Annotated in this window: 12 protein-coding genes; 4 read left to right on the top strand and 8 right to left on the bottom strand. The window is 53.8% G+C overall.

What is annotated here, in order from left to right; all coding sequences use genetic code 11:
* From IEN85_RS19130 to IEN85_RS19115, 4 genes are all read left to right on the top strand, one after another.
* Window positions 1–807 carry a carbohydrate ABC transporter permease gene (locus IEN85_RS19130; RefSeq protein WP_191618710.1) on the top strand — a complete coding sequence of 269 codons (807 nt, stop codon included), beginning with the start codon at window positions 1–3 and terminating at the stop codon, window positions 805–807.
* A gap of 130 nt (window positions 808–937) precedes the next feature.
* The gene (locus IEN85_RS19125; protein ID WP_191618709.1) at window positions 938–2335 is read left to right on the top strand and encodes a purine-cytosine permease family protein; all 1398 of its coding nucleotides are present in this window, start codon (window positions 938–940) and stop codon (window positions 2333–2335) included.
* An 11-nt stretch (window positions 2336–2346) separates the two neighbouring features.
* Window positions 2347–2538, top strand: coding sequence for a hypothetical protein (locus IEN85_RS19120; RefSeq protein ID WP_191618708.1), 192 nt, complete (start codon window positions 2347–2349; stop codon window positions 2536–2538).
* A gap of 5 nt (window positions 2539–2543) precedes the next feature.
* Complete coding sequence (locus IEN85_RS19115) at window positions 2544–3638, top strand: PKD domain-containing protein (RefSeq protein ID WP_191618707.1); 1095 nt, start codon at window positions 2544–2546, stop codon at window positions 3636–3638.
* A gap of 18 nt (window positions 3639–3656) precedes the next feature.
* Here IEN85_RS19115 and IEN85_RS19110 read toward each other — a convergent pair whose 3' ends face one another.
* From IEN85_RS19110 to IEN85_RS19075, 8 genes are all read right to left on the bottom strand, one after another.
* On the bottom strand, window positions 3657–6215 hold the full coding sequence (locus IEN85_RS19110; protein WP_191618706.1) for a DUF6797 domain-containing protein: 2559 nt from the start codon (window positions 6213–6215) through the stop codon (window positions 3657–3659).
* A gap of 47 nt (window positions 6216–6262) precedes the next feature.
* Complete coding sequence (locus tag IEN85_RS19105) at window positions 6263–9163, bottom strand: glycoside hydrolase family 78 protein (RefSeq protein ID WP_191618705.1); 2901 nt, start codon at window positions 9161–9163, stop codon at window positions 6263–6265.
* 386 nt (window positions 9164–9549) lie between these two features.
* The gene (locus IEN85_RS19100) at window positions 9550–12960 is read right to left on the bottom strand and encodes a TonB-dependent receptor plug domain-containing protein (RefSeq protein ID WP_191618704.1); all 3411 of its coding nucleotides are present in this window, start codon (window positions 12958–12960) and stop codon (window positions 9550–9552) included.
* A gap of 672 nt (window positions 12961–13632) precedes the next feature.
* Complete coding sequence (locus tag IEN85_RS19095; protein WP_191618703.1) at window positions 13633–14730, bottom strand: FecR family protein; 1098 nt, start codon at window positions 14728–14730, stop codon at window positions 13633–13635.
* On the bottom strand, window positions 14730–15269 hold the full coding sequence (locus IEN85_RS19090) for an RNA polymerase sigma factor (protein ID WP_191618702.1): 540 nt from the start codon (window positions 15267–15269) through the stop codon (window positions 14730–14732). Before IEN85_RS19090 ends, IEN85_RS19095 begins: the two co-directional genes overlap by 1 nt.
* A gap of 341 nt (window positions 15270–15610) precedes the next feature.
* On the bottom strand, window positions 15611–16759 hold the full coding sequence (locus tag IEN85_RS19085; RefSeq protein ID WP_191618701.1) for a hypothetical protein: 1149 nt from the start codon (window positions 16757–16759) through the stop codon (window positions 15611–15613).
* 227 nt (window positions 16760–16986) lie between these two features.
* Window positions 16987–18129, bottom strand: coding sequence for a hypothetical protein (locus IEN85_RS19080; protein WP_191618700.1), 1143 nt, complete (start codon window positions 18127–18129; stop codon window positions 16987–16989).
* A gap of 291 nt (window positions 18130–18420) precedes the next feature.
* Window positions 18421–21393 carry a TonB-dependent receptor gene (locus IEN85_RS19075; RefSeq protein WP_191618699.1) on the bottom strand — a complete coding sequence of 991 codons (2973 nt, stop codon included), beginning with the start codon at window positions 21391–21393 and terminating at the stop codon, window positions 18421–18423.
* Window positions 21394–21522 lie beyond the last annotated feature (129 nt).

Raw genomic sequence — 21522 nt, 5'->3', positions numbered from 1 at the left:
ATGATAACCATAGCGCCCTTCCTGATGACAATCCTGCTTTCCGTCAAAAGCTCGGACGAGGTGATCCACGACTTTTGGGCGCCGCCCGAGGAAATCCGCTGGGACTTCTTCGCCCAAGCACTCGGTTTTATTCAGCACTCGATTTTCAACAGCGCCATTACCGCTAGCGTTAGCGTCATCCTACTAGCGTTCCTGTCCAGTCTTAGCGGATACGTTTTCGCCCGTATTCAGTTCCCCGGGAAAGAACTCATCTACCTGCTCATACTCGCCCTTATGATGGTACCCGGAATCTTAACGCTGATACCTATGTTCCTGTGGTACAAGCAATTCCCATTCGTGGGCGGAAACGATTGGCTTGGGCAAGGTGGTCATGGGTTTCTCAATACACCCTGGGTGCTGCTGGTACACTACATAGCAGGAGGTCAAGTCCTAGGGATAATCCTCTGCCGCACCTATATCGAGAACTTGCCCCAATCCCTTTTCGACTCCGCTCGGATCGATGGAGCGAGCGAGCTGCAAATTTACCGCAGCATAGCCCTCCCTCTCTGCCTCCCCGTGATTGCAACCGTGAGCATCCTGAGCTTCGTCGGAATCTACAACGACTATATGTGGCCACTCATCACCATCGACGCCCCCAACTTGCAAACCTTCACTCTCCGTGTAACTCAATACAGTTCCGAACACGCCCAGGAACACGGCCCCGAATTCGCTAGCTATATCATCGGCTCAATTCCGCTCATCATCGTGTTCGCCTTTGGCATGAAGTATTACGTAAACGGGATTACCAAAGGCTCCATCAAGGGATAAGCCTCCCCTTCCTCGATTTACCTGACAGTCTCGTTAGGGCGAGTTTGTCGTTAGATCCCTTCCTTGGTCTTTAGTCCAATCGCCTTCGCTCCTGCGAACCGCCACACAATAAATATCAATCCAGCCCCTCATGGAAGCAACCGCCATCGCACCCCCAAAAAATAGACCCGCAAGCGACGAATACGAACGCGAGCCCGTCCCCCAACGCGCGCTTAAAGGCCCCGGCAAGTTCTGGGGCATGTATGCTGGAGAGCATGCCGCGGGAACCGAATTCATGATCGGACCGCTCTTCCTGCTCGCAGGCGTATCGCTACAGAACATTTTTTTCGGCCTCCTTTTCGGCAATCTCATGGCTGTGCTGAGCTGGCGCTACGTCTGCGCTCCCATTGCCATTAAAGCCCGCTTCACCCTTTACCAGCACCTCGAGAAAATCGCCGGGAAATGGCTCGTGCTCGTCTACAACCTGGCGAACGGACTCCTCTTTTGCTTCCTCGCCGGGGCCATGATCACCGTGTCGGCAACTGCCGTCGGGATTCCCTTCGACATGCCGATGCCGACCACCAGCGACCTCTTTCCCAACAGCGCCTTGTTCGTCATCATCGTCATCGCCGTTGGTCTCGTCATCGCGCTCGTCGCCTCGCTTGGATACGACACTGTCGCAAAGTTCGCCAACATTGCCTCCCCTTGGATGGTGCTAGTATTTCTAGCGTGCGGAATCGTAGCCTTCAAACAGCTCGGAGCGGGAAGCTGGGAGGAGCTCAATTCTATCTGGAGCGAATCGATCCTATTCGCCCAAGAAGGAGAAAACCAATCTACCATGGGATTCTGGAGCGTTTTCATCTTCGCTTGGTTCTGCAATGCGGCAATGCACGTCGGCATGGCTGACCTTTCCGTCTTTCGTTTCGCGAGAAAGGCATCGTCCGGCTGGGCCACCACCGCCGGCATGTATGTCGGCCACTACATGGCTTGGGTCGCTGCCGCCTTCATGCTCGCCGCCCAAATAAAACTCAACCAGGACGCAAACCCTGTCCCCGGCCCCATGGCCAGCAACGTAGCCGGATTGGCCGGCATCGTCTGCGTCATCGTGGCCGGATGGACCACCGCAAATCCAACCATCTACCGGGCCGGACTCGCCTTTCAAGCGATGGTCCAAACCGTATTTCCTAATGTATCCAGATTTTGGACTACCTTCGCCGCAGGCTTGATCGCTACTGCAGCGGGCGCTTTTCCAGCTTTCGCCTGGCAACTGCTCGGATTTGTCGGACTCTACGGCACCATCCTAGCCCCCATGGGCGGCGTCATCTTATTCGACTGGTACTTCCGCAAACGCGACGCCACCACCTTCCAATCACTGGTACCCGAAAGCTCGTTCAACCTCGCCGTATTGCTCGCCTGGCTCATTCCTGTCGCCCCTTCCTTCTACCTGATCGTCTACCGGGGCTACACCGCAGTCAACTTCGTGCTTCCTTGCTGGCTCATCACCGGGCTGCTTTACCTGGCCTTCTCAAAACAAACCAAAACCGCCTAACCTCGGCCCTCATGATCACTGCCTTTCGACTCGTATCCCTCCTGGGCCTAGCCCTAACCCTAATCCCCTCCATCCTTTTCGCCATAGACTCCTTGTCCCTGGAAAACGTGAAGACCAGTATGACCATCGGAATGCTCCTTTGGCTCGTCTCCGCTCCGGTCGTGCAAGGGCTGAAACAAAAACTGCCAGACGCCAGCCACTGATTCAAATGAGCGACTCGAGCACCCGCCTTGCCCTCGCCGTTTTGCTAGGCTGCGGCTGCGCTCACTCGACTCAGGCCGCCAGCCGCCCGGATCAACAATTCGAGGTCTTCCAGTTTCCGAAAGACCAAATCCCACGTATCGACGGTTCCTTCGCAGACTGGAATCTCGTCCCGGAGCGATACGCGATCGGACTCGACCAGCTAATGGATACGGAACGCGGTCGCGGTATAGACCTCGATCCAGCCGATTTCGACCTATCGGTAAAAGTCGCTTGGGTCGAGGGACTCAATCGCCTCTACTTTTACTATGACGCAAGCGACGACGATTGGGACTTCGCCCGCTCAGGCCTGAAAAACGACATTTTCGAGGTCGTCGTCGATGGCAACCTCTCGGGCGGCTCTTTCATCAACACTGTCCACCCCCATAAAGACGCTTTTAAGAAAAGCGACCTCCACTTCATGGGCCATGGAGAGCACGCTCAAAATTATCACGTATTCACGCCTTCCTTACGCAAGGAATGGGCAATGGTTTGGGGCAACGCTCCTTGGATTAAGGATTTTCCACACGCCAACGCAGCACAATCCTACTCCTTCCAGCACGGAGAAGGCGGACGCTATCAGCTTGAATTTTACATCACCGCTTTCGACCACGCAGACCTGCGAGGCCCCGCCTACTCGACCGAATCCGATTTTCGAGAGAACGGCTTGATCGGACTCTCCTGGTGCATTCTAGAGTACGACGACGAAGGCAACACCTTCGAAGCGTTCATGAACCTGGCTCATGACACGGAGATGGTACGCGATGCTTCCTCCCTCTGCCTTTTCAAGCTCATGCCAATCGAGCCAGAACTACAGCCCGCAATCCAAGCTAATTGGAGCGTTACGAACATCGGTACGGACCGCCGATCTTTCAAATTCGAAGATCGCTCCCACGGAGAGATCCAGAGCTGGCATTGGGATTTTGGCGATGGGAACAGCTCCAACGAGCCGTCCCCAATCCACCACTACACGCGGCCCGGGCAATGGGTGGTGCGCCTAAGCGTCCGAGGCCCGGCCGGCGAAGACAGTCTAGAAAAAATCTGGGACGTCGTAACTCCCTAGCGTCGACGATTCGACCTATTAGAGCGACTCCAAGAACAACAAAATCGATTCGATCTCATCCTCCTTAAGTATTCCCGCATAGGAGGGCATGCCGACATCGCCATCATCGTAGCCCTTCGCCTTCTTTTCGGAGGGCGCAAGAATCGACTCTTTCAAATAAGATCTTGTCGCCTTCACAACGCTTCCATCGGTCAAATGTCGACGACTGTTGTACAAATCCAAAAAGCTAGGTCCGCTCCGTCCTTCCGTCGAACCATCGGTGGAGTGACAACCAATACAGCCGAAATTCGAATAGATCTCCTGGCCCCGCGCTGCGGAAACGACCGCTCGCTTGCCCGCCTCCGCTCGCGGCGCTGGTTCCAGCTTGAACAAACGCTCTGGATCGAGCATCCCAAAGCCCAAGGCTTCAAGGGGCGTGTTGTTACTGCCATCAACAGTCAAGTAGGTAGGCAGCCACTTCCCGTCGGATTCGACCATAACCTCCACCTGCATCGCCGGACGCATCGCCTCAATCGCGAGATACACCCGGCACCGATCCTGAGACAAATGCACGGAATGGACATACAAGCTGTCGATTCCCGGTTCTCCCTTCTGGTTGTATTGGGCGGAACCATACTGGGCCGTGCGACGGTAATCCCAAGCGCTCACCTGGTAGCGATTCGGATCCAAGGCAACCTTCGGTTCCACCGGGGTGCGATAGCTGAGAACGACGCCATTCGCTACCGGCTCCATCGATTCGAGAGAGCGAATTCCCCCCTCGACTTCCCGGATCCTGCCAATCCCCTCCAAACGCGGAGCAGAGGAATCCCAGATCTGGAAACCTGCCACGTATGCCATGCCATCAGTCGGGTTCACCGAACCATTGAGCAAGGGGATCTCTAAACTCAGAGGCAACTGCGAGGCGCTTGCTTTACGTAGGTTTCCTTCCGCAAAACTTACTCTGTGGATCGACGGCCGATGGTACTCCAGGTACAGGACACTATTTCGGAACGAGATAGAGCGTTCGTCGAAGCCGTGCACCTGCCCAACTCCCGAGGGAGCCACGCGATGCGGAAACCAAAGCAACGGAGGCGAGACCGGCATCTCCGTTGCTGCCGGTGACTTCTCATACCCGTAGAACAAGCCTTCCTCGATTTCCAACAATGGCGTAGAGGGAATCCATTCGCCCTGCTGATCGCTGGCCGTCACCAAATCCCGAGACGGATCGTAAGCAAGAAACGCGTTCCTTAAGCCGCTTGCATAGACCGAGACCTTCTCTCCATCCGCTGAGATCTTAAGAACCCGGCCGCTGTGCGGGTTTCTTGACGCAACTTGCTGTCCGCACTTCGAAATTAAAAATGAACCGTCCCGCATCGCTACAATGCTACTCGGAAAGTCTCTCGTATCCGGACTCTGCACGAAGCGATTGCAGAACATCTCGTAACGATCGATCTCATGGTCTCCGTCCAAGTCCCACAGCCTACTGACCCCACCTCTTGAATACACGAAAATATCGTCTCCTCTTAGAGCGAGCGTCTGAGGTTCGTTAAAGCCGGCCCCAATTCTCTGCCATACGATTCTGGAATCCGCTGATTCAAATCCCGTCAGTCGATAAAGGTCGCCGTCAAAAGTGAGCAAAACCGCGCTGCCATCCTTCCTAAACTTTATATCCACCGGGCGAATACGACGTTTCCAGGGATTCGGATACGGCAAGTCCAAGAGGTCGAATACGTACCCTCGATTTTCCTTTCCGAAAGAAAAGCTTGTCACAGCCTTCTCCGGCCAAAGCTGCTCCTTAGCGGTGCTGAACCCTTTATCCGTTTTCACCTCCTCAATAGAAACATCGCCATCCAATGAATAACGTACCACCCACTCGCAGCTAGTCTCCGAAGTTGGGCCGATATCGATACTTCGGACATCGTCCCCTGGACCGGGAAGCAGCAAAGTCGCCTTCGAGTCCAAATTCTCTACACGTATCCGTCGTTCAACGACAATATCGCCATCCAAATCCAAGACCTGAAAACGCTCAAACGCGTTCGCCCCAAACAAAAGGTAGCTCAGCAAAGCGCCATCGTCCGTGACCCGAACCCCCTTCCACGACGCAAGCTCCGGATCCATCGGCCCCCGGCCAGGTTCACGCTCGTCTATGTAAGCCTCTCTGAAGTCGAACAACCTGACATCGCCAGAGCGTTGCCACCCTGGGTAAACTCCGCTGCGAGAGACAATCTTCCCGGCTGGACTCGGAAGCCTGCGGAAGCCTCCCTCTATTTTATTTAGCGGAAGGGCATAAGAAGCGAAGGACACGCCAAGAGGCTCGCTGAATGCCCCTTTCCAAATAGCCGCCACCCGCATCAGTTCCGTATCGTAAGCGACGTAGACGTCCTCCGCCAAGGGGACGATAAGGGCCCGCGGCACTATCTCACGATCCGGCTCGCCCCGTCCCCCAATAGCGATTGTTAGCTCCTTGAAAGGAAATCCCTTGTCGAGAAACTCTGTGTAAGGCGGCGTGCCGCCCTTCAGAGGATAGACAAGACCCTCATCCGCCTTGGCAACGGAACAAACACTGAAAATCAGCAAGTATGTACAAAGTAGCTTCATCGATGCGAATCACAGAAACCCGAAATCCCTGTCGTTACGAACTTTCACTAGCGCGTAAAAGGCAATTCGAACACGTACGTTCCGGCTCCCACGAGCAAGCGCGTTACGTCGCCTTCGGAATCGATAGAGTGAAAGTGCTCACCTAAGCGAACCAGAGCCCCCCCTTCCTTTATTTGGGACACGTCCTTCGAAGGAAGGACGATCGTGGCTTTCGTATTCGCCGGAATTTCTACGTTCATCCTGAGCATGCCGTCTTCCACCTTCCAATCGCTTCGAATCGGCCCATTGATCGAATCGTAGCGAGCCTTGACCCAGTCGACAACCTCGTTGTCGGGGTTGCTCTCCGAGCCGGGAATACGGGGATGGATCAAGACATGACGGTAGCCAGGTCCGATGGTATCGATGCCCGCCAACGTCCGATAGGCCCATTCCATCACCGCGCCGAAGGCATAGTGGCTGAAACTGTTCATCCCGGCGTTTTGTTTCCCATTGGCTCCGTTAAAGCCAAATTCCTTGGTGTAGCTGTCCCAGCGCTCCCAAACGGAAGTAGCTCCGTTTACCACCTCGTATCCCCAGCTCGGATACTCCCGGCTTTGAAAGAGACGAGTCGCCAACTCATGCTGCCCATGCTCGCTCAATGCAGGCAGCAGGGAGCGGGTTCCTAAGAATCCGGTCGCCATTCGGAAACCGTTCTTTTCGATTTTCCCCGCAAGGTGCATTGCCGCCTCGGAACGAAGGTCCTCCAGAATCAGGCCTACCGACAAGCCCAGCACGTAAGCAGTTTGCGTATCCACTTTCAACGTTCCATCCTCGTTAAGGTAAGCAGCTTCAAACGCCTTCGCCACCTTCTCGCCGCGCTCACGATAGGTCTCGGCCTCCAAACGGCGACCAAGGGCCAGCGACATCTCCTCCATCATATCCAGCACCATCGCATGGTAGCAGGTGTCGATGAACTCGATTGGCGTCTTCTCGCCTACATTGAGCCAATCACCCCAAGGATTGCCAAGGCTGGTTCCGAGACCGTTCACCGCAGTGGAGGCGTAGCGCCACTCCATGAATCGCGTCATGGAGTCCCAATGTTCCTCCAGCATGCGCGTATCGCCATAGACTTTCCATATCGTCCACGGGCAGATGATCCCCGCGTCCGTCCATCCCGAGCCAAAGGACTTACCGCTTCCACCGTGGGCCATCGGGTACGGAGCGTAGTCTGGATACGCTCCGAAGCTCAACTGCGACTCCTCCACATCGTCGATCCATTTGGTAAAAAAGGACGCCACATCCGCATTGTAGCTCGCGGTCCGAATATAGGCCTGAGCGTCGCCCATCCAGCCCAGCCGCTCGTCGCGCTGCGGACAATCGGTCGGAACCTCCAAGAAATTAGCCCGCTGGGTCCATTGGGCATTTTTCCCGAACTGGGTCAGCACGGGATCGCTGCACTCAAATTCGCCGGTCAATGGAGTATCGTTGTGCAAGACAATGCCTGTGATCGCATCGAGCTCAGGTTTGACGTCCAGTCCTGTGAGCTCAACGTATTGGAATCCGTGATACGTGAAGCGAGGAGACCACACTTCACCTTCGGGATCTCCCTTTAGCGTGTAGAAATCCGTGACTCGGGCACGCCTCAAATTCTCAGTCATGACCATCCCGTTCTCCTTGAGCATTTCGCCGAAGCGCAAACGGATTCTGGTTCCGCGCTCCCCCTTCACCTTCAGGCGCACGATTCCCGCAAAGTTCTGTCCGAGATCGAATACAAAAACGCCCTTCTCCGGCTCGGAAACGGATCTAGCAGGGAGCTCCTCAGTCGCCACGATTGGCGGTGCCATGTAAGACTGCATCACCGGGGGTTTTTCGAAACCAAGATTCACTGGCTTACGTCCTGCTCGATCCGTATACACCGTGTCGATGCGCGGATTTCTCGACGCCAAGACCGCACGCTCCCAATCCTTGGCCTTGTAGCCCGGCAACGCCCACTCTCCCAACTCCATGCGCGCATCATAGGCTTCGCCCATAATGATGTCCGATTCTCGTGTCGGCCCCCCATCCGTGACTCGCCAAGACTCGTCTGTCACGACGAGCTCTCGCGAACCATCTGTGTATTCGATTTCCAATTGCGCTAGAAACGCTGGAGTTTTCCCATAGAAATAGCGCCCCACCTTGTCGGGACCGTATCCGACTAGAAGCCCGTAGCCCACGTATCCAGAATACCATCCATCAGCCACAACGGCTCCAATGGCATTTTTCCCCTTGGATCGCACCCATTCGGTCACCTCGTGCGTGCGGTAGTAGGCTCGCTTCTTGTAGTCCGACCAGCCCGGCTGCAAATACGCGTCACCCACGCGTTCGCCATTCAGATACAAATCGTATACACCAAGAGCCGAAGCATAAACGACTGCCCGCTTGACCTCTCTCTTAGTGGTAAAGTCTTTCCGATAGTGGCGGGGAGCTGGCAGGTGCAGTTTCGATCGGTCCTTGTGATAGGAGGCATCATCTTCGCAGGAAATCCACTGAGCTTTCCAATCCTGTTCGTTCAACAACCCCATCGCCCAACGGGCAGGCTCGCTCCACTTTGAAACATTGCCCTTTTCATCCCAAACCCGAACCTGCCAAAAACACTCCATGCCAGACTTCAGCGCCATTCCCTGGTATTCGATTTGGTTGGTATCGTTTCCCGCGGTGCGGCCGCTATCCCAAAGCTCAGCCTTTCCGCGACGCAATGCTTCGCTCGAGCGAGCAACCCGAACCTGCCAAGCGCTCTGAGACGCTCCGCGACGGTGAGATTCGACTCTCCAAGAGAATCGCGGCAATCGAGAGTCTACCCCCACCGGCTCCTCGAGGTACTCGCAGCGCAAGGCGGTAGGATCTAGTGAATCGTTATCTTGCACCGCGTGGGCGGAAGCGCAGCAGGCTACAATAGCACCAATCAAAAGTAGGATGAAATGAGTTTTCATGGATGTTAAATTTGGCGAATAAGGGGCAGTTGGTCGAAGCGGTTTCCCGAGGAGTCTTCCATCTTGAATCGACGAAAGCCCTCCTCCAGTGGCATTCGTTCGCAAAGTACACTGAGCGCCCATCAGGAAAGCGATAGACCCCCTAGTTGACTGTCAGGAAGCCTTCGCTCGCGAGCCTGACGCGACTGGCTGCCGTCCACGCAACCAATGAGAACATGAGCACAGAAACAGTCCCCCTTAAACAATCTCCTCCACTAACAGCCTCCCTCGAGCTATTACCGCTAAAAAAAAATAATCCCATCCCTCTCACGGAGAGGGACGGGACCCAAACAGTTTACAGGCAAAGGAAGCAGCCCTACACTGTCGACGTAATCAGTTTACAACTACTAAAAGCGAAAGGTGTTCGTCAGGAACATTTCCGTTGGGTTCGGGTTGCGGAACACCACATCACGCCCATCCGGGTTCGTGATCATCGGAATGAAGTCCGAATTGCTCCTGTAGAAGTTGCGAACGTTAATCTGCACATGCCAGTCAATCCGGTCTTTGAAGATTGGCTTGCCATACTTCACCCATACATCGCCATTCAACTCGTCGTCCCCGTAAAATGGCTGATCGAGAAGTGGCGTAACGCGACCATCCTCGACTGCGATCCTGTACCCCGTGGCAATGCGGTCCTGCCATCTGAGAGCGCCGCCAACCTGGAAGTCCTTGAGGAAACCATCGCTGAAGCTGTAGTTGGTCACAAGGTTCGCACGCCACTTACGCTGCTCTGGCGAAACTTTACCTTCGCTCGCCAAGGCTGCGAGAATCGAGTTCACGCGATTGGAGGTCCAACGTTCGGTCCAAGTCATGTCTTCCGCCAAATTCGGCGAGTCGATCATCGACCCCAGCGGAGACGCCGCCAAGTTGTCAGCAATCGACAAGATCGCTGCCGCCCCAACCGGGGCCACATTCGAAATCACCGTTTCTTGCTTCGCCAAGTTGAAGGCCATTGTCCAGTTGTCCGTCAGCTGCCCAGCAACATCGACCTCGAAGCCCTTCGACACGAAGTCTTGCGACGAACTTTGCCCAGGATTGGGCGTCCAAACGCCATACTTGCCTGCTCCATTCTCGTTCCAACCCTGGAAACGGTTTCTTATTTTCAAAGGAAGCATGCTTAGAGCTTCGTCGTAGACGTCCTGGTATCCGCTGAACTGGTCGCTCACGTCGATTCCCGTGAGTTGAGTATTCATCGCCATCGCATCCGCGAAACTCATTCCCTGCGTTTCAGCATCTCTCCAGCGGTCCATACTATGCTGGATCCAACCGGGGGTGTCGGTACTCGGTCCATCTGAATACTTGTTAGATGTCTCGAACCAGTTGAACTTTACAGACAGCCTATCCTCCAAGGCGCTAACCGAAAATCCATACTCTTCAGTCGTACCGGTAGGAGATGGTATAATTTCCCCTAAAACGTTTCGGCGAACACCGGAAGCGGAGAAGTTTTCCGACTCGTTGTAGTGGAGACTCAGCTGCGAACTGTAAGGTAGCTTGAGCCACTCTTTAGGAACGTGAGCCACAATGCTCGCAGTGAAGGTATCCCCAGATTGCGTCGAAATATCGTCAGGATTCTGACTGAGGATCAATGACCCCTCATCCATCACGCCGTCTTGGAAATGATAGTTGTTCGTCTGCGGATTGATCAGGTTGTAGTCCTCCCTGCGAACCCGGGTTGTGTCGGTCATCTCATCCGTTCTCCAGCCCAGAACGCTAATGACATGACCAGCGAGCCAGTCACTTTGCACGCTGAAGACTTCGGAGTCGATTTCGCGTCGAGAGCGAGCGCCCTCCCTCAAGAACTCACCCACTCGGTAGTCCGCTTGCAGAAAGAGGTCATCAGTGAATTCATCGCCCTTCCAGGTCGGAACCCAAGTTTGGTATTGCTGCGTCAAAATATCGCCAGGCTCAGGAATTGCTCCCTTCCAGTAGCCATCCAGCTTAACATCGTCGAGCGATTGGATACTAGGGTCCAACATAGAAGGCCCCACATATACCACAATCGGATTTCTACGGCGCCAGCTATCAATCTTATCCTTAAGATCCGACTCGATGTTAGTTTCGTCGCTCAGGTCCAACAAGACGTTGCGAAATTCGCGGCGGGTGAGATCGATCTCCTGCGATCCGACAAACCCCGTAAAGGTATGATTCCCGAGGAAGCGCTTGATACCGTCTCCTTCGAGTTCGAGCTTATAGAAGGCGGTCGCTTGATAGGCCCGTCGAGCGGTGTGATCCACATTGCGGTCATCACTTCCCAAGTCCATGATGAGTGGGCGGCCGACGTTCGGATTTGGCTTACCATTGCTGAGAGTCTCCATTACATCCGCGATCAAAGGACGGTTGTAGAATGGCACGTGCTCGTTCTTCGAATAGTTTTCCGCATTGTAGGCAATTTCGATACCAGCCTTGTTTTCGAGAAAAGCCTGCTCCAAGCGGACGTTCACGACATCGAACTCTTGCCTAACCCACTGACTATTTCCCGCGATGAGCGTACGACGGTTGTCGTAGATATTGGGATTTATGATATTCGGGCTTTGGAACCCTGGAGTCGTAGCGCCACCATAGTAGCTCCATGTGTAGTAGTTGTCGGAACGACCATAGCCCGGATCGCCATCGGAAAGCCCCCACTGCACACGAGCGAGCACGCCGTCTACTTCCGGGGCATCGGGAAAGCCAACGCCTGGCTCCGTCGCATTCACGCTATTGTAGACAACTGGATACTGCTCCCAAAAGCCTCCAGTGCTCGGACCTGGTTGGGACGTCACCGCGCCCGTGTGATTCTGCACCGTCCATTTCGGCTGATAATTCGCCACATAAGGTCGAGGAGCAGCCCCTGTCATCTCCAAGATGTCATCCAAGTTATCCGGAAGCCCGAACCAACTTGAGACACCATCCAACATGGGAATGTTGTCAGGAGGGGTTCCCATGATCAGGCCGTCTTCCACGCTGGCACGGAGGTTGATCGCGCCAAGCCAAGCGACACCCTCGTTTTTCGCTAGCGTCGCATTCAATGCGACAAATCGGCGAGATACCTCTTCGTAAGCGGGTCTTTGCTGGAATTGAGTATCTCCTTCCAGAAGCGAAACTCTCACTGCGAGTCGGTCCTCCAACAGAGTCTTGTTATAGTCGATCGTGGTACGATAGCTGCCTCGCTCGCCCAAACGAATGCCTAATTCTCCAAAATCGCTTCCGATGGAAGCGCTTTTGATGGCATTGTTGATAACACCTCCTGGACTGCCGATCCCGAACAACAGGGAATTAGGGCCCCTGCTTATCGTAACCGATTCCGTGTTGTATCCGTCAAATGGTATGTCCGTGAGGAAATAGTCGCGGGTCAACGTCGCTTCAGCCAATCCTCGAATTCTTTGACCGCTCTGTGGGTTACGCCTTGTCTCCTGGGAGGAGTAGGAGCCGTTTGACCTGATGGAATTGGAAAAGTTACCTTGATCTCCCGATGCAACTTCGGTGTTCAGTCCGTAGGATAATAGCGTACCGGCATCCGTCGCTCCCACATCATTCATGAGCTCCTTCGTCATGACCGAGATCGCGGACCCTACATCCTTCAACCTCATGTTCAGGCGAGAACCAGCAAGGGTGGAGGTCGCTCGGTATCCCGCCTCGTCACCTGCATCCACGGTGAACGGCGAAAGTTCAAATACATCTGAGTCTTCATTATCCTGAGCAACCAACGAGGAGGCTGCGACAAAGGGGGGTAATATGTATTTTCCTAGTTTTCTTAGTTTGGTTTTTAAAGTCATCATATCTTTAGTTTGTATTGTGTTCATCCCTCCTTCCCTCCCCTTCGGAGAACCTTCATTAGCTAAGATCTCCGCTGTCCTTTTGCGTATGTAGTACGCCCCCGTTACACTATCCCGGACGGCCTCTATTTGGGTGTCCTCCAACATCCGATCCAGAACTTCTCGCAGTGAATAGTGCCCATGCACCTTCTTGGTACGCACCCTTTCCAACATTCTCTCTATGTACAGAAACTGAGACTCCCCCTGTTCCGAAACCTCCTTGAGCGTGTCGACCGCCCACCCCGCAGGCACATTGAAATACCTCATATCTTCCGCCCCTAGAGTCGGAGCAATACCGAGGAATAGCGCCAACGCCCAAAGCGATGCGCCGCCTAAAACTCTCTTCAGAACGCGGGGTAAGCGGGGTGAGAAATACTTTTCCAAAAATACGAGATATGGTCATCAGCGCATACTTGTCTCGCTCCAAGACGGGACTCGCGGCACTTTACACCAATAATTTTTTCTACTTTTTAATATTAGATCCTAAACCACTGACTCACAGGTCATCACTAAAAAATTGAACCATCTTTTTTCAGTTTTTCGAAGCGCCTTCAGCTATCGACCTTTTAGATACAACTTCAACAAACACGACAGCACACAGATTCTTCGAACGACTGGTCTTTTGAGAAAATGTAGTCATTTTTCCCGTAGCCATATCGAACCGTTACTTTTGCGCTCCACTTCAATGTTCAACGAAAGGTCAAGCAACCGCACGAGGCTTTCGACTTCGTTGGAGCGGATCGACGCGACGATCGGCAAATGCGCAAGCGAACCATCCGCCAGATGCAGCTTGGTTTCGTTGCGCTGGTTGAAGCGCGCCACGATCTCCGCGAGCGGAACCCCATCGAATTTCCAAAGCTCATGCTTCCAGTCTAAGATGGAAGCTATCTCGACTGCTTCGAGGTTTTGCAGAATGGGCTTCTCATCGCGGTCAGACTTGAGTGATACGGTAGATTTTTGGCCGTAGCTCATGTAGGCCAACACACTGCCTTTCGCCCCTTTTCTCGGAGCATCCTCAACCACACCCTTTTCAGGTGCTGATACGAATGGCAACGATTCTGGTTCCACCGCCACGTTCTCCAAGCTAATCTTGCCTTCCGTGACGAGCACCTCGAGTTGCCCGCTATCGATCTTCAAGTTGAATGCGGTACCAATTGCCCTCACCTCCCTATCTCCTACTCCAACGATAAAAGGCCAGTCAGGATCCTTGGAGACGGTGAAATGCACTTCCCCCTCCAATAATCGCACAAAACGGGCAGCGTCACCGAACTCGATAGACACTGCCGCCCCTTCACGCATGTCAATTTCACTGCCATCGCTCAAAACCTGATGAACGTAATCCTGAGCCACAATGTGGAGCTCTTCCACCCCCCTCGCAGGCCCCTTAGCAGGCGAGTTATAAGTGGAAACCAAGATGAACAACGCCAACGCCGCAGCCACGGCCACCGCACCGGCAGACAGCGGAATCCACCACCGACGCGGGGATACAGAATCGAGAAGATCCGGATTCGGATCCGAGCTGTGCTCAGGTCGCCACTCTGACAATAGATCAAAAGCTTTCCAACCCTTCTTGTAGTGGGCGTAGCGTTCGCCATGCCTGCGATCCTCCGCCAGCCACTGGAAAAACGCATCCTGCTCCTCGGCCGAGAATCCTTTCTGCTCTTTCGCGACCCAAGACGCAGCCACGTCCGATATCCGGTCTAAATCCTCTGAGTCGGAGTCTTTCTCATTCATCAAATACAACCTTTCCCTCCGCGGTAGACGACCGCGAAGTCCACGCACTTCCGCACACCAATCGTCAGTTGGTTCGAGACAGTGTTCTCAGAAATACCGAGCTTACGAGCCACCTCCCTCTGCGACAATCCATAGATCTTAGCCAGAGTGACAACTTGACGGCATCGCTTTGGCAAGGATTGCACCGCCCGAGTAAGAATCTCCAGCTCTTGGTTGCGCGACACTGTCTCCGGAACGCTCAAGCTATTGTCCTCAAATTCCAGATACTCCTCTCGGTCCATGTGTTCTGTCCTCGCAAGCCTCGGATGGCGCACATGGTCCAAGGCCAGGTTCCTGGCAGTCGCGAACCAAAAGGCTTTCGGGTTTTCCATAACGACTCCCTCCTTCGCCCGCAGCACCTTTAGATATGACTCCTGAATAATGTCGTCCACGTCGAGCTCGGATGGGAAACGGCTCCGGAGCCAAGCTCGCAACTTGCTCTCGTGGGGCTCAAGCTGCTCCCTAAACCAACGTTGCTGCTCCGAAGAGTCATCTGTCATGTGTATTGTATGAGATAAGCGGGGTTGAAACTGGGAAATCTGAAAAATACGCCCGCACGAACTCCGCCGCCCATCAAGGGACTTACCAGCGGACTTACTGAGGCGTAGGGGTGAGAAAGAACTGCACATCCTAGCCGACAAGTTTTCAAGCTTCACGAACTGCATACACCAAATGCACATGCATTTCCGGAATGCGACATCCTCACCGATTTGCTTAAACAGCCCAAAGATTGAGGAGGCATACCGGCAAAACGAAAAAACGCCGCCTCTTGCCTGAGGCGACGTTAAACCGAAATTGAATCCGATCACTAGCCCCATGGGGCCCGCTAGGAATACAAGGCTCAAAGGCCCTCTAGATTCTGCTCTACAACTTCTCGAATCTGCTTGGGATTCCCTACCAAAAGATACGTCTCGTGACGCACCGATTCGTAAGCGTTTAGAGCGATAAGCTGACCAGGATTCATCACGCCCAAGGACGCAATATTCACGCCCGCCTTTTCGAGGCTAGCCGTTCTCGTCTCGTCCGCGAGGTCCATTCCGTAAACGCGGCGGTCCCTGTAGAGCAGCTTGCCAGTACCGCGATCCCGGCCGATTACGTTGAGTTTGTTTTTGCCTGAATCAGGAGTGTAAATTCCAAGAGCTTTCAGAGGCCCACCGATCAATGCACTCTGCGCCAAAACGATAAGTCGCTTGCCATCAAAGTTGTGGGGACTGGAGGTATCGCGATCCCCGCCGTCCCAAGGCACTGTGGAGCGGCTACGTACATCTTCGTTGTTCTCAATATTTACGCGCCATTCAAATCCCCCGGTACGATGTCTCACCATCCAGTCACCATTTTCGTTGATCCAGCGGGTATGGGTAAACGGCGATCGGTCACGGTCGAAGCGCATAGCAAAGATACTAACTTGGTTCGCTAGGTCGTATCGATGATCTGGATGCACGCCATCTGGTTTGTGATTCGACATATCGGTGATATTTCCGATGTGCGGGCTGTAAACCTTATTGAACTGCCTTATGCAATGTATAGGATCCCGCACGTAACTGAATCTCGTGGAACAGCGGAAAACCGCAAGATCATGGACCCAATCCTCTGTATCCATTAGCTTATACTCGGCCCAAAAGTTGAATTCGCTTTTGACTTCAGTGTTCTGCTTTCCCTCGAGGTTCTCCTCGTCGATTCCGTCGACGTCGCTATCGCCGCCATCGTTTCCATAGGGGTCGGCTCCAATATTTTCCCAGCGAATATAGTCAAATCGACCATCGCCATGCCAAAGAGCGCAGGGCCGATCGTTTACGGTCAGTCGCGTGCCGCCCTGACTCACTGTAATGTCAGAGGGGGTGCCAAGGTATTCGTGAAATCCAGCTTGCGTGGGGTTGTAGCGAAGCCGGTGTAGCTTGTCTCTCGTTGCGATCTGACCACCGCGACCCGCACGATCCACTTCAGGACCCATGAGATCGATGCTGCCGTCGATACGAAATCGGTTGATCATCCCTCCAGCGTTTTCCGCAATACCGAGTACTGAACCTTTATAACTGAGAGTGTGACTTGTTATAGATGGGTCAGCGGGCGCAATTACGTCACGGGCGTACGATAGCTGAAAGGCTAGCGCAGTGAAGCCAAGCAAGGCTGTATTCCTAATGATTTTCATAGTTTTGGGTATTTTCGTATGTTACTAACAGAAGAGGCATTCCTAGCCGAAAGCGGGCTCCACAACGCTTAGCGATCTGGTTCTTCGAGTACTGCGGGGTCCTGAATCCGGTCCCGCCAAACCTGAGCAAGTTGAGGATGTCTCTGCTTGAGCTGATGCATAATCCCAAAACGGGTCGCGTCATCCATCAGACCATCAGCCTCCAGCTCCTCCGCCCAACTGAGAGCGGATGACTCGTCATTTGATAACATCTGCTGAAACATCAGCTGGACGAAGGCTCCGATTTCAGCAGGAGGAAATTTGAACTTAGAAAAGTAGTGCTCGATGAGCCCCGGTTCCGATTCGATCAGCTTTTGCAGTCCTACGGCTGCCAATTGCTCCCTCAAGGGGTCAGAAGTCTGCTCCAGCTCCAGCAATAAGTCCAAGGCTTCAACGGGACTCTCTTCCATCAGCAGCGAAGCAACCTGCAGCGAGACACTGTTGCGGTCATCTGACCGCTCCAACCGTCCGCGCCACCGCTCAGCCTCCGATCGATCCATGTTGTATGCGATTGCGGCTACGGATCTGCTTCGAAGTTCCGGGTCCTCTATAAGCGAAAGTGTCTCCGTCGCAAAGGACAGATCATGAGGGGCCATCCCAATCGTAGCCTGGCTGGCGTACTTGGCGAAGCGGCTTACTACGAGTGGATCGGAGGACCGCTTCAACCAAGCAATAGATTCTCTTGGGGAAAGCTCAGCATAGCGCCTCACAAGAACATCGAACCACGTATCCGCAATTTCATGGTCCCACGTTTCTAGCGCGTGCTGAAGAGACTCATCTGGATCCCACTCAAGCCAACGGTAGTGCAAGGCAATTTCCGCCCTCGTTCGATAAGATTCGACCTTAATCCGCCTGATCGCCTCAAGGTAGGCCTCCAACTCGGAGGGGGTCATCTCCTGAATCAATAAATGCAAGTCGTATTCGCTATGTTCGTCGTCACGATCAATCAAAACGGCAAAGGCGGCCTCTAGGTCCGAAATAAAGGCAGGGTCCAATTCGCGCCTCTGAGTATCAGCAGGGAGGGAGGTACCTGGTTTTACTTCACCACTTATCTTCTCTTCGTACGACAATAGGCTTTCTTCGCTTTTTCCCAGATATTGATACCCGACAGTGAACGCTACCACAGCGGCCAGCAATAATACGATGATTCTTGTTTCTTTCAGAAGGGTCATAACATTAACTCGCAGCGGCGACAATTGCTGCACTTTGAAGATATTGTTGGAACTAAACCCAAGATTCACGCATCGACGTTCGAGCGAGCGCAACGGTCTGGGCACAGCGGAATTCTCGAATCAGCCGAGAGAGGGGGGGGGGGCAAAAACAAGGTCCCAAACTTGGGTCAATAAAGAAAGGCCGCCCAACGCGGACAGTCAGTCTCCTTAAGTGCGTCACCGTACTTCGAATACAAAAAAGCAGCGGCCACCAGGACCGCTGCTTCAAAAAAACAGAAGCCTAGATTTCTGCTAGAAAGAAAAGGTGTTTGTTATCCGAACCGTCCTAGGCTCACGCAAGGTATACAAGGCGACGCTTGGCGTGTTGTTTCCATCTTGCGTATCGATGGAACGAAGCGGGTGAACCGTATAGTTGTCGAAAAGGTTAATGACATTCACCTGAAACTTCCACTTTACCTTGTCGTTGAGGATCTTCCGATCGTATCCAAACCAAGTGCCGAAGATCTCGTAACCGGGAGCGTAAAAGGGCTTGTCGGGCAACACGTCTCCGTTCGAGTCCACCCCAAAGCCGTTGATGGTCTTGCCGCGCATGTTCATGCTACCGCCGATGGAAAATCCCTTAAAACGGGATTCCTTATTGAAGCGGTAAGAGGTGATCAAGTTCGCCGTCCAGTTCGGCGCGAAGACGTCAGCTGGAAGATCCTTGATGCGATCGAAATTTCGCAGCGTCTCCTCAAGCTCAGCAACGATTTCGGAAACAAGACGACCTTGACCGTCTTCCGACACGTAATTCATCCACGTACTGTTGGCTTTGATAATCGGCAGATATTCATTCATGTACTGCCGCGTTACCACGCCACGTTCGGTAGTGGTACTATTGCCACGTTTACTGCCGTTTAGTTGAACGTTCCAGCCTTTGACCGGCTTCGCCGTCATCGAGAACTCCCAGCCTTTAGCAGTAGTGCTCGCGCGGTCACGCCAGACCGATCCGATGGTCGCGTAAGGAGGCGATTGGAACTTAACGTCGCCCGTTTCATTGAAAAGAGTGTTCCAAATATCGCGAACTTGCAGGAAGCTGCCCGCTGGGGTTTCACGAATGTCGTCGAGCTTGTCTACCGTGGAATTCGTGTAGTAGGTGAAATCCAGATACATCTTCCTATCTAAAATGTCGAACTTGACGCTGAAATCCTCTCCATCTCCCTGCGTGTTGGGAAGGAGGTTCCCATAGAGGTCGTAGGTGTTCGCGGTGATCGACAGGTTGTTCGACGTATTGTAGCTCAAGCTCATGAACGGAGTCGCGTGAAAGACCACTCCTTGGCTCGCGGTACTGCCGCCGCGTTTGATCTGCTTGTCCGGTTCGCCCGCAAAGAGCTCGCGTGGATTAAGCGTTCTCGGATTGACGTTGTTCAAATCCGCATCTCGCAGATCCGTAAAATCTCCTGGCACACCAGCCCAAGAGGTCTGCGTGTCTTCGCGGAAGCCGTTGGTGACGACGAGACGTCGATTCAAAAAGAAACTTTGAACGGCAAGGGCCTCCGTTTTCACTTCTACATCTCTGACGCTAGGCCCTTGCTGGGCAACAAAACCGGGGGTGATGCCGCTGGGATGCGCCTCGGGTATCGGATCTCCGGCGTAGATGACGGGCGCCTCCAAAATTTGGCGACCTGCTGCAGTGCTGAGCTTACCCGTTTCAGGTTCGAAGTAGAAACGGTAGGAGAGTTGGTTCCATCCATGGGTGATACGGCTCTGCGGCACGTTTGGAAAGGTCGGCGTGATATTGCGATGCACGTTGTTGCTCGACCAGGACTGCTCGTTGCCGTCCTCAAAGAAGACTGCCATTTGGTGACGGCCCAGATGCTGGGCCCAGCCGTCTCGCTGGGTGAAGTCGAGGTCGTAGGAGACCATAGCCCGCATGTCTTCTCGCTCGTTGTCCCCATCGATAAGCGTCGGACGAGCTTGCACATAGGGAAGTCCCACGTTCGGGTTGGGGCTACCGTCCGGCAATTGCTCGTTCACGTCGAAGTGGAGCATCGCATCGCCGCCGCGCATACCGTTGAAGGAGCGGTAGTCGTTCTCGACAGTGTTGTAAGCGAGCTCGACGAACATCCTATCGGTGATCTGCTGTTCGATGAAAAACGACTTAGTATTGTAGTCATGCAAGCGAGCCGCGAGCCCCGCAAAAGTGGTATGGAAGATCGGGAAGATGTCCTCATCGATAGATGAAAGCTTGTTCCCGGAAGGAAAGAATCCCGTCGCTAGGCTCGGGGTCTCACTGCGGGCCTGATTTAGCAGTGACTGAGTCGGAATCTGCGTTCCGCCAGGACTGAAAGCCGTGGAGATGATATCGCGAGCTCCATCGTTTACCATTCCAGCAACCCTCGGGGTGGTTGGAGTGGCGCGAGTAGGACGGCCTTCCTTGATCCATGGACCGTAGCCGTCGAAGATCGGCCAAGGGCGTACTGCTGGCTTGTCGATAGTCCCCTGCTCGTAGTTCGCGCGAAGCACAGTCTTCTCGAAGGGCTTGAAGCGTAGGGTCACGAAATGACGCTTGCTGAGACCTTCCGCGTCAGGCAGGTAATGGTTGCTGGCGTCGTGTAGCCCCGAGTAACGTATCGCAAGCCGGTCCTCTACCAGGACCTGATTGTGGTCGAAATTGATGCGGAAAGAACCGCGGTCATCGATCTGGGTAACAATGCTGGTCGTGGTCTTGTCGCCTGCTTGCTTAGTGCTGGAAACGAAGGCGCCCGATGGATTGCCCAGACCGAAGAGCACGGCGTTGGGTCCTCGCGTAAACGTTAGCCTCTCTGTGTTGAAACGGTCATTCGGAATACCCGTCTGGAAGAAGTTCTGTCCCACGATAGTGGTGGCTCCCCCTCGGGTTACGTACTTGACGTCCTGGTTGAGAAAGTCGTTTCCGAACCCTTGCGTGTCTGTGAGCTCGTTTACGAATACGTCCGTATTCGGAGCATAGTTCAGCAAATCCTCGATGCTGTTCGCAGCGAGATCGTTCATGATCTCTTCGGTGAAGATAGTCAGAGAGGATCCGACATCCTTCAAGTCGCTCTTGAGCCGTGTACCACTGAGCGTTTGGGTGGCTCGATAGCCGTCTTCAGAACCGGCATCGACAGTGAATGGAGAGAGCTCAAAGACCTCTGGCTCCTCCCCTTGGGCTAGAAGCCTAGGGGCTTGGATCGCGCCAATTGCAAGAACTCCGCAAACAACGTTCCTAAAGGGGAACGCGACATGTATGGGGTATTTTTTCATAATTTGCCATCAATTGATTCTAGATGAACAGGGAAAACAGGTAGCCGCCACGGCTCCCTTAACTATAACCTAAACAAGCGAGCACCCCACGCTTCACAAAACAGAGAGACTCTCATTATCTTATGAAGA

This window comes from Pelagicoccus enzymogenes (assembly GCF_014803405.1).
In the GTDB taxonomy this organism is placed as follows: domain Bacteria; phylum Verrucomicrobiota; class Verrucomicrobiia; order Opitutales; family Opitutaceae; genus Pelagicoccus; species Pelagicoccus enzymogenes.
The sequence above is the reverse complement of the archived record's forward strand: the minus strand, read 5'-3'. Positions and strand labels throughout refer to the sequence as shown.

What these genes read in the sequence shown, in the direction of transcription:
- IEN85_RS19125 (WP_191618709.1), top strand. Translation starts at nt 938, where the DNA reads ATGGAAGCAACCGCCATCGCACCCCCAAAAAATAGACCCGCAAGCGAC.
- IEN85_RS19100 (WP_191618704.1), bottom strand. Translation starts at nt 12,960, where the DNA reads ATGATGACTTTAAAAACCAAACTAAGAAAACTAGGAAAATACATATTA.
- IEN85_RS19105 (WP_191618705.1), bottom strand. Translation starts at nt 9,163, where the DNA reads ATGAAAACTCATTTCATCCTACTTTTGATTGGTGCTATTGTAGCCTGC.
- IEN85_RS19110 (WP_191618706.1), bottom strand. Translation starts at nt 6,215, where the DNA reads ATGAAGCTACTTTGTACATACTTGCTGATTTTCAGTGTTTGTTCCGTT.
- IEN85_RS19095 (WP_191618703.1), bottom strand. Translation starts at nt 14,730, where the DNA reads ATGAATGAGAAAGACTCCGACTCAGAGGATTTAGACCGGATATCGGAC.
- IEN85_RS19130 (WP_191618710.1), top strand. Translation starts at nt 1, where the DNA reads ATGATAACCATAGCGCCCTTCCTGATGACAATCCTGCTTTCCGTCAAA.
- IEN85_RS19090 (WP_191618702.1), bottom strand. Translation starts at nt 15,269, where the DNA reads ATGACAGATGACTCTTCGGAGCAGCAACGTTGGTTTAGGGAGCAGCTT.
- IEN85_RS19075 (WP_191618699.1), bottom strand. Translation starts at nt 21,393, where the DNA reads ATGAAAAAATACCCCATACATGTCGCGTTCCCCTTTAGGAACGTTGTT.
- IEN85_RS19120 (WP_191618708.1), top strand. Translation starts at nt 2,347, where the DNA reads ATGATCACTGCCTTTCGACTCGTATCCCTCCTGGGCCTAGCCCTAACC.
- IEN85_RS19115 (WP_191618707.1), top strand. Translation starts at nt 2,544, where the DNA reads ATGAGCGACTCGAGCACCCGCCTTGCCCTCGCCGTTTTGCTAGGCTGC.
- IEN85_RS19085 (WP_191618701.1), bottom strand. Translation starts at nt 16,759, where the DNA reads ATGATCAACCGATTTCGTATCGACGGCAGCATCGATCTCATGGGTCCT.
- IEN85_RS19080 (WP_191618700.1), bottom strand. Translation starts at nt 18,129, where the DNA reads ATGACCCTTCTGAAAGAAACAAGAATCATCGTATTATTGCTGGCCGCT.